Origin of the sequence: Vibrio sp. H11 (assembly GCF_004804295.1) — a bacterium.
GTDB lineage: Bacteria > Pseudomonadota > Gammaproteobacteria > Enterobacterales > Vibrionaceae > Vibrio > Vibrio ostreae.
In genome coordinates this window covers 368,645-381,007 of sequence record NZ_SSHN01000003.1, presented here as the reverse complement: position 1 = coordinate 381,007, position 12,363 = coordinate 368,645, and the positions used below count along the sequence as shown (strand labels likewise).

The 12,363-nt window shown below is 49.9% G+C and carries 9 protein-coding genes and 1 pseudogene; 4 read left to right on the top strand and 6 right to left on the bottom strand.

Annotation, left to right across the window (positions count from 1 at the left end):
• Nucleotides 1–12: 12 nt before the first annotated feature.
• The 3 genes from E6C74_RS06665 to E6C74_RS06655 form a co-directional block, all read right to left on the bottom strand.
• Nucleotides 13–3,072 (bottom strand): efflux RND transporter permease subunit, encoded by a 3,060-nt coding sequence (locus E6C74_RS06665; RefSeq protein WP_136483902.1) that lies wholly within the window; start codon nucleotides 3,070–3,072, stop codon nucleotides 13–15.
• Nucleotides 3,069–4,184: an efflux RND transporter periplasmic adaptor subunit gene (locus E6C74_RS06660; protein WP_136483901.1), complete on the bottom strand. Its 1,116-nt coding sequence runs from the start codon at nucleotides 4,182–4,184 to the stop codon at nucleotides 3,069–3,071. The genes E6C74_RS06665 and E6C74_RS06660 overlap by 4 nt, the downstream gene beginning before the upstream one ends.
• Nucleotides 4,185–4,262: 78 nt before the next feature.
• Nucleotides 4,263–4,880: a TetR/AcrR family transcriptional regulator gene (locus E6C74_RS06655; protein ID WP_136483900.1), complete on the bottom strand. Its 618-nt coding sequence runs from the start codon at nucleotides 4,878–4,880 to the stop codon at nucleotides 4,263–4,265.
• A 197-nt stretch (nucleotides 4,881–5,077) separates the two neighbouring features.
• On the opposite strand from E6C74_RS06655, the pseudogene E6C74_RS21260 reads away from it, so the two are divergent.
• Nucleotides 5,078–5,410: pseudogene (locus tag E6C74_RS21260) on the top strand (IS4 family transposase); the annotation flags it as partial.
• A gap of 10 nt (nucleotides 5,411–5,420) precedes the next feature.
• Here the strand turns inward: E6C74_RS21260 and bluB are convergent.
• The 3 genes from bluB to E6C74_RS06640 all read right to left on the bottom strand — a co-directional run bounded on the left by bluB (nucleotide 5,421) and on the right by E6C74_RS06640 (nucleotide 8,477).
• Complete coding sequence (bluB, locus tag E6C74_RS06650; protein WP_136483899.1) at nucleotides 5,421–6,068, bottom strand: 5,6-dimethylbenzimidazole synthase; 648 nt, start codon at nucleotides 6,066–6,068, stop codon at nucleotides 5,421–5,423.
• A gap of 123 nt (nucleotides 6,069–6,191) precedes the next feature.
• Entirely contained in the window at nucleotides 6,192–7,805 is a 1,614-nt protein-coding gene (locus tag E6C74_RS06645; protein WP_136483898.1) for a sensor domain-containing diguanylate cyclase, read from the bottom strand.
• Between the two features lie 219 nt (nucleotides 7,806–8,024).
• Complete coding sequence (locus E6C74_RS06640) at nucleotides 8,025–8,477, bottom strand: pyridoxamine 5'-phosphate oxidase family protein (protein WP_168796974.1); 453 nt, start codon at nucleotides 8,475–8,477, stop codon at nucleotides 8,025–8,027.
• Between the two features lie 338 nt (nucleotides 8,478–8,815).
• Here E6C74_RS06640 and E6C74_RS06635 point away from each other — a divergent pair, with 338 nt between their 5' ends.
• The 3 genes from E6C74_RS06635 to secF all read left to right on the top strand — a co-directional run bounded on the left by E6C74_RS06635 (nucleotide 8,816) and on the right by secF (nucleotide 12,237).
• Nucleotides 8,816–9,319 (top strand): hypothetical protein, encoded by a 504-nt coding sequence (locus tag E6C74_RS06635; protein WP_136483897.1) that lies wholly within the window; start codon nucleotides 8,816–8,818, stop codon nucleotides 9,317–9,319.
• Nucleotides 9,320–9,495: 176 nt separating this feature from the next.
• On the top strand, nucleotides 9,496–11,331 hold the full coding sequence (gene secD / locus E6C74_RS06630; protein WP_136483896.1) for a protein translocase subunit SecD: 1,836 nt from the start codon (nucleotides 9,496–9,498) through the stop codon (nucleotides 11,329–11,331).
• A gap of 3 nt (nucleotides 11,332–11,334) precedes the next feature.
• Complete coding sequence (secF, locus tag E6C74_RS06625) at nucleotides 11,335–12,237, top strand: protein translocase subunit SecF (RefSeq protein WP_136483895.1); 903 nt, start codon at nucleotides 11,335–11,337, stop codon at nucleotides 12,235–12,237.
• The last annotated feature ends 126 nt before the right edge of the window (nucleotides 12,238–12,363 follow it).

The window sequence follows — 12,363 nt, the reverse complement described above, 5'->3', positions numbered from 1 at the left end:
ATGATACGTTTCTCAAGCGTTTGACCTTATCTTGAACCAAATCGAATACATGGCAGGTAAGAAAACCAATGTTAAAACGGTTCCGGCAAACGTCCCACCAATCAGCGTGTAAGCCAATGTTCCCCAGAACACAGAGTGTGTGAGTGGAATAAAGGCTAGAATTGCGGCCAACGCTGTAAGGATTACAGGGCGGGCACGTTGAACCGTAGCTTCAACGACTGCATTGAGCGGGTCCAATCCGGATAATTCGTTATGACGGATTTGGCCAAGTAAAATGAGCGTGTTACGCATTAAAATGCCAGACAATGCTATCAATCCAACCAATGCATTAATGCCGAACGGTTGCTGGAACAAAAGCAAAGTAGGCACCACACCAATGAGTCCCAAAGGACTGGTTAAAAACACCATCACCATGCCGGCAAATGAGCGCACTTGGAGGATGATAATCAGTAGCGTGATAGCAATCATGATGGGGAAAATCGGCAACATGGCGACACTGGCCTTGCCTGATTCCTCTATAGAACCCGCTTCCACGATGTGATAGCCGCTAGGCAATTTTTGTATAATAGGTTGTAACTGCTGAGTAATAACATGCGATACGTCTGGCGGTTGTAAGCCTTCGGCAATATCACCGCGCACAGTAATCGTTGGTACCCGATCTCGACGGCGCATGATCGGCTCTTCCATTTGTATCTCAACATTTCCTATCTGGGATAAAGGAATACGTTCCCCGTGGACACCTGCTAACGTGAAGTTTTCTATTTGAGACGGATCAAGCCGTGTTTCGCCCGATGAGCGAGCGATCACCTGAACAGTACGAATATCTTCCCGCACACTCGTTACGGGAACACCGTTTAACAAGAACTGTAACTGTTGAGCGACACTACTGGAGTTCAACCCCAGAGCCTGAAGTCTGTCCTGCTGCAATGAGAAATGTACGGTAGGCACACGAGTTCCCCAATCTGAGTTCACAGTGCGCATCATGGGACTTGCTTTCATAACCTGCTGTACTTCATTCGCAATGTCGCGCAATGTATCTGGATTAGGACCGGTTACCCGATACGCCACTGGAAATGGTGAGTAAGGGCCGAATACCAGTTGAGTCACACGCACTCTTGCTTCCGGCGCTAAACCATCAGCGATAGCTCGGCGCAGACGATGTTTTAACACCTCGCGCTCTTCTTGGTTGTCAGTACGAATAACAATTTTGGCAAAAGAAGGATCAGGGAGCTCTGGGCCCACCGAGAAGAAGAACCTTGGCGCCCCCTGACCGATATAAGTGGTCACAATCCTGGCTTCTTTTTGTTGCGCTAACCACTGTTCAACTTTGGCTGCAGCAGCGCTGGTCTGAGTGATGGAAGTACCGTAAGGCATCTGCACTTCAACCAACACTTCCGGTCGGTCAGAAATAGGGAAAAACTGCTTCTTAACGACCGACATCCCCAGTACAGCTATAACAAACAGGCTTACGACTGATAACGCTACCCACCATTTTTTAGCAATGACCCGCCCCAGAAACCGGCGGAATTGGTTGTAACGTGGCGTATTATAAATTGCGCCATGCCCACCTTCGACTTTCTTAAAGTCGGGCAATAGCTTCACCCCCAGGTATGGCGTAAATACCACTGCCACGACCCAGGATGCGATGAGTGCTGTACCGACGATCCAGAACATATTGCTGGTATATTCACCGGCAGCAGAACGTGCAAAACCGTTGGGCATAAATCCAACCGCGGTAACCAGTGTTCCTGATAGCATGGGGGCTGCAGTCAGACTCCAGGCATAGGATGACGCGGCGATACGGCTATAACCTTCCTCCATTTTCACCACCATCATTTCGATAGCAATGATGGCGTCATCGACCAGTAACCCCAATGCCAGAATCAAAGAGCCGAGCGTGATACGGTCAAAGTTCTTCCCCGTCGCCAGCATGACAACAAAAACAATGGCAAGCGTTAAAGGCACAGCCGCAGCAACAATAATACCTGGACGCCATCCCATACTCACAAAGCTTACCAGCATCACAACAGCCAATGCCGCGAAGAATTTGATCATAAACTCATCGACTGCCGCATGAATGTTCACGGCCTGATCGGTTACCTTGGATAGGCTCATACCCAAAGGCATTTCGGCATTAATCCCGCCAACTTCCTCGTCAAGCGATTTGCCCAAATCAAGGCCATTCCAGCCATCACGCATAACGATACCCAGTAACAGCGCGGGCTCGCCGCCATTACGGACCATGAATGTAGCCGGATCTTCATAACCGCGCTTTACCGTGGCAATATCTGACAGCTTTAACGTCTGCCCTTTCACAACAATAGGGGTATCGCGTATTTTTTTTAAGTTGTCGAAAGCCCCGTCCAAACGAATAAAAACTTCTGGTCCTTTGGTTTCAACCGAACCTGCGGGCGTCAGCACGTTTTGATTGTTGAGCGCAGCAAAAACTTCTTGTGGACTTACTCCTAATGTTGCCAAACGTTCATGAGAAAACTCCACATAAATACGTTCTGGCTGTTCACCGATAATATTAACCTTTTTAACCCCAGGGACATGAAGCAGACGTTGACGCAGAGATTCTGCATCACGAACCAGTAATCGTTGCGACTCGCCTTTGGCTTTGAGTGCATACAGCGCAAAAGTGACATCGGAATATTCGTCATTAATGAATGGCCCCATGACACCAGCAGGAAGATTACGAATTTCGTCGCCGATTTTTTTGCGGGCCTGATAAAACTGCTGCTGTACTTCAGATGGAGGCGTTTTATCCAACAAGGTCAACGTGGTAAAGGCGAGTCCCGGACGCGTGAAGGTTTCGGTACGGTCATACCAACTTAGCTCCTGCATCCGTTTTTCGATCTTCTCGGCAACCTGCTCCTGCATTTCCTGAGCAGTCGCTCCGGGCCAGGCGGTGACAATTGTCATCACCTTGATGGTAAAAGAAGGATCCTCAGCGCGGCCTAGCTTAAAGAATGAGGTTACGCCAGCAATAGAAATCAACAGTATGAGAAATAGCGTGACGGCGCGTTCACGTACTGCGAGCGCGGAAAGGTTGAAACGACTCTCGCTCATGGACGCGATCCCTCTGCAACAGACCCGGAAGAAGAAACCGCAACTCGCACCTGTTCACCGTCGCGTAACAGATGAGCGCCGAGAGCGACGACTTGAGCACCATGTTGGATTGAGCCACTAACAAGCGCAGAATCATCGTCAAGATCTATAACCGTGACGGGATGCCAAGAGACTTTGGCTGGCTCGCCATCGACACTCCAAACGCCAGTTCCTTTACCCGCATCAAACAACGCACCAATCGGTACTTGCAACCCTGTTGTTGAAACGGAACGTTCGTTGGTTGCGTTAATGGTAACGGTTGAGCCCAAAGGCGCATTTTGCAGTGCGCCATTAAGCACATATCTTGCTTCAAAAGTACGGGTGGCGGGGTCTGCGGCATCTGAAAGCTGTCTGAGCGTTGCAACCGACGTCATATCAGGACGGCCAAAAAGATGAGCTTGCCCAGGGGAACCCAATGCAGGACGCAAGGTTTCAGGTAACTGGATCACCGCTTCCCGAGCTCCTGCATGCGCAACTCGGACCACTATCTGACCGGCGCTCACAACTTGTCCCGGCTCAGCAAGGGTTTCAACTACGGTCCCATCAGCATCGGCAACAAGATCCGTATAATGGGTAGCATTGATTGCTACTTCCGCTTGCGCTTGGGCTGCACGAAGCTGAGCCTGTGCGGTATCCGCCGCCGCTTTTACTTCATCATAAGCAGAATCTGATATAGCCCCAGTACCGCGTAACTTTCGGTAACGAGCCTCATCTTCTGCCACTTGTTTGGCTCTTACCCTAGCCGCTACAACAGCTTCTTGTTGGGCGTGAGCGGCAAGTTGCAGGTCGATAGGATCAAGCTGCATCAACACTTGTCCCTTTTTCACAACCTGTCCGGTGTCCACCAGGCGTTTTAGTACCTTACCTGATACTCGAAAACCAAGGTCGCTTTCTATTCGAGCCGCTATGACACCAGTGAAAGAGCGCGATTCGGCGCTGGACGCAGCGATCGTAACGGTCCGCACCAGAGGCGCTTCAGTACGGGGATCGGCTTGCTTTTCTTCACCGCAAGCCGTTAAGGCCAGCGGTAAAGCAGTGATAATTGCGATTTTCAGTATGTTGTGACGAGACATACATAAGCCTCCATGAAGGACTGTTCAGGAGTGCAATTATCATTCTAGTGACCAATTTAGTCAATGGTCACTTTTAGGCTACGGAGCAAGACTGCGAAGAACCAGATTAGAGAGCTGTACCGGGGCCTCTTCAATCACGTCAAAATTGTATTGCAGCATAAGAGGATTCATATAAGGTCGCATGACAAGATAAATAGCTGTCGTCATTTCATCTAATGGTGTTTTACGCTCAAAATCCCCCGCTTGGCGCCCTTCTCGAAGAATTTCTTGCAGTAACGCCTTGATGTTTTGCTCATACTGAATGGTTGCCTGCCAACGTTCAGCGGCAGCGGATGCTGCAATTTCATAGAGCTTTTGGTCTTGAGAAAATAAACGAAAGCTTGCCTGAACAATTTCTTTAAACATCCGACGCAGCTTCTCTGGCGCCTGATCAACATCTTCTATCGCTTTTCGAACATCGGCCTCAATCCCACCTAAGCAGTTTGTACAGATACTTTCGCCAATAGCCTGTTTAGAAGAAAAGAACTTGTATATATATGCCTTTGAAAAACCGATTGATTTTGCCAAATCTGAGACAGTGGTTTTACCGTAACCGTAGCGGCTGAAATGTTCTGTGGCGGCGATAACTATCTGATCCCGCACATCATGCGCGACTGGGCCTCGCTTCAAACTGGAGTGGTTATATTCGTCATTCATAGCCTTATCTCTGACTTTCATTAATTAAATTGTAAATTCTAACCCTTCATGGATACGATAACAACGAGTGAATAAATTGTAATTTAGTCACACTCGCTCTAAAGATAATCCTCCGTCCGCAACAAGTGGCTACTATCGCCGCTTCCCTGAAAACTTGATGGCGAGGATTCCAAGAAGAACAACTTACAGTGATAGCCAAACTAGGTCGAAGGCGAGAGTTGGTTGAACTTACGTTGCCACTGCAAGCTCAACGCAGTGGGTAGACGCCACCAAAACAATCCAAGTAAGGTTAATCGCCAAGACCATCAAAGGAAAAGAAGTCCGTTTATTAACGTCTATGACGAACGCAACGAAATATCCGGGGCAGATATAGCGGAGCTTGACAGTCATCGTTGTGAAATTGAGCTGGGATATCGTGGAATGACATAGGACATGCTTCAAAATCAGCTTACCTTGAGAAGTAACACTCCAGAACTCGTGACACAAGAGTTTTGGGGAATGTTGATGGCCTGCGATTCTTGATGTATCAGAGGGTTTACGTTATTTCTGTGACCATTTGCCTCTATGGATTAGCGAATTGATGTCTTCCCGCGGTAACCAGCCAAATTGTTCCAGCTCGGGTTTGTCATTGAATTTCGATACATAGCCGAGGCACAGATAACCGATGATTTCGATTTCCTCCGGAATATCCAGCGTATCGCGCAAGACCTCATAATGAATAATACTCACCCAGCCAAAACCTAAGTTTTCCGCACGCGCCGCCAGCCACATGTTCTGGATCGCACACACGGTACTGTAGAGGTCCATTTCTGGTTTGATGGTCCGGCCAATTACCACTGGGCCATTGCGTTGGCGATCGCAGGTCACACAGATGCCGAGCGGGGCTTCCATGATACCTTCCAGCTTAAAGCTCTTGTAGGTTTGTTGCTTATCAGCGGCAAACTGCTCGGCAGATTCCGCACTGGCAGATTGGTAGCCGGCCTTAATTGCCTGCTTGGTATTAGGATCGGTGACCAGGATAAAATCCCACGGCTGCATAAAGCCTACGCTCGGTGCGTGATGCCCGGCCATGAGTATCCGTTCTACAACCTCATCCGGTATCGGTTCAGGTATAAAGTCGCGGCGCACATCGCGGCGCGAAAAAATTACTTTATACAGGGCATCTCTCTCGGTTTCGTTAATTCTCATAGTCACCTCGTAACACGAAGCGGGGATTCTGCAATTAACGCGAGCATATTACTACTTTTAATCTCCAAAGCAGCCAACTTTAATGACCAAATTAGCAATAGCACCTTTCAATAGCATCAATTATCAGCGTAAAGGCAAGCCTTTTGCCCCCAAGGGCGGAGGCGTGTCATCTCTTGCCGACGACGCTTTGATTTCCGTTCGGTTACGGCCGTTATGTTTCGCCTGGTACAGTGCATCATCGGCGTTTTTCAGGATGGCATTGATGGGTTCACCGGCGCTGTCCCAATAAGAGACACCAATCGAAATGGTGACCTGCCCTACGGCGTCAAACGGATAGTTTTCAATCGTTTTACGAATCCGCTCCGCGGCATTAAACGCCTGGTTTACATCGGTCTTAGTGAGGAAAGCAATAAATTCTTCACCACCCGCCCGGCACACCACATCGTTATCACGCGCCTGTTTCTTAATTATCTGGGCGACGCTTTTGAGCAGTTCGTCCCCGACATCATGACCAAAGGTATCATTGACTCGTTTGAAGTAATCCACATCCAAAGCCAGCACTGCAAACGGGGTATGCTGCCCACACAGGCGGTCAACGGCTTTCTCTAAACCACGGCGGTTGAGTAAACCGGTCATCGGGTCGGTCAGTGTATCGTTCTGCAGTTGATCTATGGTGTTAGACACAATACCCAACGCATTAAGGAAGGTGCGCTTCAGATGCGAGGCTTCAAAGTACCACGGTTTTATCTGGGTCAGATCATCCATTGCCGCGGAGTGACTGTCGAAGTTTCTCACCGCGCTCGCCAGTTGCCATAACGGTTTGGAAATGAAGAACGCCGAGATCCAAATAATCAGCAGGGTTAGCAGGGCGATTGGCAGCGTTTCCAGAACAACATTCCACATCTGCTGATCCAGAGTGGAGAGGGTCAGCTCTTTGGGGCGCTGGGCGACAATGCCCCACCCAGCGAGAGCTACAGGAGCGTAACCCGCCAGCATTTCGAAGCCCTGCGAGTTCAACATAGTCTGGCTGCCCTTTTCACCTTCCAGTACGGTATTAATTGCCTTGTTGTTCACAATCACCTGGCCGACTCTGCGCTTATCCGGATGGTAAATCAGTGTATGCCCGCGGTCGACAACATACAGATAAGAACCGTCTTTATAACTGTGTTTTCCAAGTAAGGTGGTTAAAATGTTCTTCTGTTCCAGATAGATACTACCTGCCACATAGCCTAAGTAGTCACCATTTGCGGCAAAAATGGGATAGGAAATACTGATGAGGTAGTTGCCGGCCGGTGAAACAAACGGATTGGTCACGAGCGGCTCTTGTGAGCGCAGGGATTGTAAAGCCCTGTCGCTGGTTAAACGTATCCCTTTCACCTCAATGGTTTCGGGCGAAATGGACACGATCACGCCGTCAGCATTGACGATAAAGGCGGAGTTAAAGGAATCGGTCTGGTTTTTCAGCCGATCCACTTCCTTGCTGAGGAATTTAGTGTCCTGCATTTCCGTGCTGAGCGACTGGGCACTGTATTTAAGCTGCGACATGGCCGAATCGATAAATGCATCCGTCATTTCTGCCATTTTTTCCGCGTAAACACGATTGGATTCCAGCGTGTTATTGATGATCAGATCATGCTGTACGCGATAAATGGAGTAAAACGCATTAAACAGGGTCACCACTACGCTGAATACACACAAAACCAGGATCAGTTTTCCCAAATTTAATTTATCCAACATGTGCCCACTGTCTCCATCTTTCGCTGGCCTGTCACTGGCCTTTGCACCCAATCTAAACGACTCCAGCTGAACCTGCAACTAATGTCTTATAACGTCTTTTTCTCAATTCGAAACCATTGCAGCTTGTTAACAATTTTAAGATTGGATAAGCGCCTCCCCAAGCCGAATGATGGCGACCAAGTTCGGTATTTTAACGCCGTAAACCCTGATTTATCGCAATCAACGCTCTACCTGATAAGTTTTCAGAGCGCTTTCAACCTGACTCTCTGGCGTAGTATCGGCAAAAAGGAAATAACTCGGCGCCTGCACTTTTGCCACTGACTCAACGCGAATTTCAAAGATGCTCTGTATCGGATAACGCTCATCCGCCATCTGACGCAAGTGCGTTAAATACCCTTCCCAGCAGCTGTCCTGCGCTTTCACCACTCGCGCGATACCCTGCACTTTGAATCCGCGTTGCTCAAAGATATCGATAAATGAGACGCACACTTTGGCATTGGAGAATATATTCTGTTCACTTTGTGGTGATGCGATATTGGCGATCAGCATCAGCTCGTCGTCGACAAAAGTAAACATCTCTTTGGGTGAAACATTGGGTGTGGCATCCGCATCCGTTGTCGCCAGCCAGCACAGCACACTTTTTTGTGCATATTCCCTAAGGTTCATCATCATCTCCCGTTCGCTTTGTGGCTCTGTCGTTCTGCAGTTCTAGGCGAGTAAAATTGCGCAAAATACATTCAAAACCATAGATTAACGTCTGGCCAGATACAATATGCCATGCTTAAAGTTATTTTAACTTTTGCAACCAAGCACATATTTTACGTGCAATAACATGATTCTTGTCAGTGTGACTTTGATGAGGGTGCCATCTTGCAGTCACCAGACAGGTTGATAAGTCAGCTGAAATCAGAGCGGCCGCATGCAAAACCCGATGCAAATGACCAAAATTTTACTTGAGCCCCGTCACGCCCGGCCTTACACTGCGAGCTTGTTATTGAAGTAGGCGCTGTATGTCCTGGCACATGATTCGTATTTTCTGGTTATCGCTGATTGCGCTGGTTTTGCCTGCGCAGGCCTTGGCGTCGCTGGATAATAACAAATCAGCATCAGGTAAAGCCGCCGCAACGCTGAGCGCGCTGCTACATCAGAGTGACGAACCAGAATCTCCGGCCCAGCCTCAGGCACCACAGAGCGAAACCCATCACGCCGGATCCAAAGCGGCACTGATCAATTCTGTTCGCTGGGCCCGGAGCGCAGGTTATAACGGACGAGAAGGCTATAACGGACGAGAAGGCTATAACGGACGAGAAGGTTATAACAGCTACGATGGCGACCCGGATCTGCTTGATACTGTCGCGTCCTTCTATCCCGTTACCGATCCTCACCAGACAATCCATCTGGCGCAGTCGACTTCTCCTGCTCCATATCAGGACTTTCATTCCTCCTATCGTCTTTCCGGCTGGAAAGAGACCAATGCCATGTATGTGGCGTTAAACAGCCAGTATTTCTGCTGATATTCCCGAAACCATTATCGGCGCCTGATAACACGCGCTGATCATTCCAGCGTTGCATGATGTGCTCGTACCCAGCGCAGTGCCGAATACGATATTCATTGCACTGACGTAACAAGCCCTCTTCAACGCTGCACATTACCGCTTTTAAACTCGGCTCGTTTGCCGAGGGGATATCTATGAAGAAAAACCCAACCAAAGCACCAAAACGTGTGCTTAACCACTATTCGGCCTGGAAATACGTGGTGCTTGTCGTCACCGTGGTGGTGCTGGCCCTGAGTGCAATTCCAACCTGGTATGGCGAGCAACCATCGATCCAGATTCAGTCATCACAACCTAACAGCACTTTGTCTGATGTAACTTCCGTCAACCGGTATCTGAGCCAGCAAGGCATTCAGGCGCAAAAAATTACCCAACAAGGCGACAGTCTGGTGCTGGTATTTGATAACGAGACCGATCAGGCCCATGCCCGCAAAGTGCTGGATACGCAGCTCAGCGCCAATGACAGTATTACTTACTCTTATGTTTCGGTTGCGCCGCAATGGCTGCAGAATCTGGGCTTTAATCCGATTAAGCTTGGCCTGGATTTACGTGGCGGCGTACAGTTTTTGCTCAATGTGGACGTCGATAAAGCATTCCAGGAGCAGCGCGATACCATGATTGACGAGGTCAAAGATATGCTGCGCAGCGAGCGCCTGCGTGGCGTACGTGTCGCTGCGCAGGGTGTGGAGGGATTGCAGGTTGATACCCAGTCAGATGAAGCGCTGGGCAAAATTATCACTTACCTGAAGCAGAACTACACCGGTTGGGAAATCAAGCGTCAGTCAAATACGCTCAGCGTGCTGCCGACCGCACAGAATAAGCTCGATTTTCAGTCTGCGACGATTCAGCAAAACCTGAAAATCATGCGTGACCGAATTGAAGAACTCGGCATTACGGAGGCTCTGGTCCAACGCCAGGGTGAACACAGCATCCGTATCGAACTGCCGGGTGTCCAGGATCCGTCCCAGGCAAAAAATGTGATCGGTGCAACCGCCAGCCTGGCATTCTATGAAGCCAAAACCGGCGAAGAAGCTTTGTCACGCGATAATCTGGTACTCAAGGATAACGACGGTAAAGCCGTCGTTCTCAATAAACGTCCGGTTCTGACCGGCGATCACATTGTCAATGCCCGTGCCGGGGTCGATAAAATGGGCTTCTCTGAAGTCAACATTTCTCTCGATCATGCTGGCGGCAAGGTAATGAGTGATTTCTCCGGCAAACACATCGGCAAACCGATGGCGACCGTGTATCGCGAATACAAAACCAACGCGCGCGGTGAAACCGAGCGCAGCGAACGGGTAATCAGTGTCGCGACCATCCAGTCACAGCTGGGCAGTCAGTTCCGCATTACCGGAGCAGGTTCGACCGATGAAGCCCAGCAGCTGGCTCTGCTGCTGCGTGCCGGCTCGCTGACAGCGCCGGTCACCATTGTCGAAGAACGCACTATCGGCGCCTCACTCGGTGCAGAGAACATTCACAATGGCTTTGCCGCCCTAGCGTTAGGCCTTGCCATGACCCTGACCTTTATGGCGCTGTGGTACCGCCGCCTGGGCTGGGTTGCCAATACCGCGCTGGTGATCAACATGGTCTCTTTGCTCGGGCTGATTGGTCTGCTGCCGGGTGCAGTGCTGACCCTGCCGGGGATTGCCGGACTGGTACTGACTGTCGGTATGGCGGTCGACACCAACGTACTGATTTTTGAGCGTATCAAAGATAAGCTGGCTGAAGGGCGCAGCTTCGCTCAGGCGATTGATCTCGGCTTTAGCAGCGCGTTCAGTACTATCCTCGATGCCAATATCACCACCATGATCACGGCACTTATCCTCTACTCCATCGGTAACGGTCCGATTCAGGGCTTTGCTCTGACTCTGGGACTGGGTCTGCTGACCAGTATGTTTACCGGCGTGTTCGCTTCACGCGCACTAATTAATCTGATTTGGGGACGCGACGGCCGTCGTGATGTAAGGGTATAAATCATGCTTCAATTTCTTAAAACTCGCATTCGTCGTATTCGCTACATCACCAGCCTGGTGTCTATCTCGCTAATGGTGATTTCTCTGGCCGCTTTTGCCATGCGTGGCCTTAATATGGGACTGGATTTTACCGGCGGTATGGTTACAGAAGCCGTGATCAGCCAGACGGTCACCAACCATGATTTACTCAATGTGCTGCAGCCGGCATTGGGAGAGTCCACATCGGTCACCAAATCCGGCGAAGAGGGTCGCTGGGTGATTCGCTACCCGCTGGCAACTGAAGGCCAGGCCGCAGCGGATATCAATCAGCTTCTGCACCAGGTGTCTGATAACGTAGACATCATCAGCAACAGTATGGTCGGATCGCAGGTCGGCCAGGATCTGGTTGATCAAGGCGGCCTGGCTCTGCTGATCAGTATGCTGTGTATCCTTGGTTACCTCTGTTTCCGCTTTGAGTGGCGTCTGGCAAGTGGCGCGTTACTGGCGCTGATCCACGATGTGGTACTGGTACTGGGCTTCTTTGCTCTGACCCAAATGGAATTCAACCTGACGGTGTTCGCCGCAGTGCTGGCGATTCTCGGCTACTCACTCAACGATTCGATCATCATTGCTGACCGGATTCGTGAACTGCTGGTAGCCAGACAGAGCACGCCAACCGAGGAGATCAACGATCAGGCCGTTGTCGCGACGTTCTCGCGCACCATGGTCACCTCAGGTACGACGCTGATCACCGTTGCGGCACTATGGCTGATGGGCGGCGCGCCGTTGGAAGGTTTTGCAACCGCCATGTTCATCGGGATTATTTCCGGCACCTGGTCCTCGATTTCAATCGGTACCGTGTTGCCGGAATGGCTCAAACTTGAGCCTCGTCATTACCTGCCGGTGGAAGTGGATTTAGCCCCGTAAACCGGGTTAAACCTAAACAACCATTTTGGCCTGTGAATCTCAACGGATTGCCAGGCAGCAAAAAGGGACATGCCTGATCGCATGTCCCTTTTTTACCACGTCAATTTTGCAATAAAGAAACGTTAG